The organism is Pontibacillus chungwhensis BH030062, assembly GCF_000770675.1.
Taxonomy (GTDB): Bacteria; Bacillota; Bacilli; order Bacillales; family BH030062; genus Pontibacillus; species Pontibacillus chungwhensis.
In genome coordinates this window covers 1-371 of the sequence record NZ_AVBG01000035.1, presented here as the reverse complement: position 1 = coordinate 371, position 371 = coordinate 1, and the positions used below count along the sequence as shown (strand labels likewise).

The following is a 371-nucleotide window of genomic DNA, read 5'->3' as shown; positions in this document are numbered from 1 at the left end:
TTGTATATTTCATATAATAAATTCATTACAGAATCAGGACGTGGCTTTTTTATTACCTCTTTTAAGAAAGGAGCAGCATTCCAATAATATGTAATAACCCTGTCAGCAAATGCTTCATGATTAGCAAATCTGGGTACAACATTACTCATACATATTACTGGAGTACGCTTTACATTAGCTTGAGGTTTACACTTAACATTAGCAGACAAGTTATCCCCTCCAAATAACATCTTCAAATTCTCCGTTTCCCTAGGTTCGTAGTTTGGTTCATTCCAAATAAGAAGTCGTCTATTGTGACAATCCTGATACGCGAAGGTATTATATTTATTAGGGTTCTGCATTTGTCCAACATTAATATAGTAATCTTTAAT

At 33.4% G+C, this 371-nt stretch carries 1 protein-coding gene; it reads right to left on the bottom strand.

All coding sequences use genetic code 11. The annotated features are described in order from the left end of the window. Positions 1-341: initiator NS1 family protein (locus tag N780_RS20400; RefSeq protein WP_232299570.1), on the bottom strand; the 341-nt coding region annotated here is incomplete at its 3' end. Positions 342-371 lie beyond the last annotated feature (30 nt).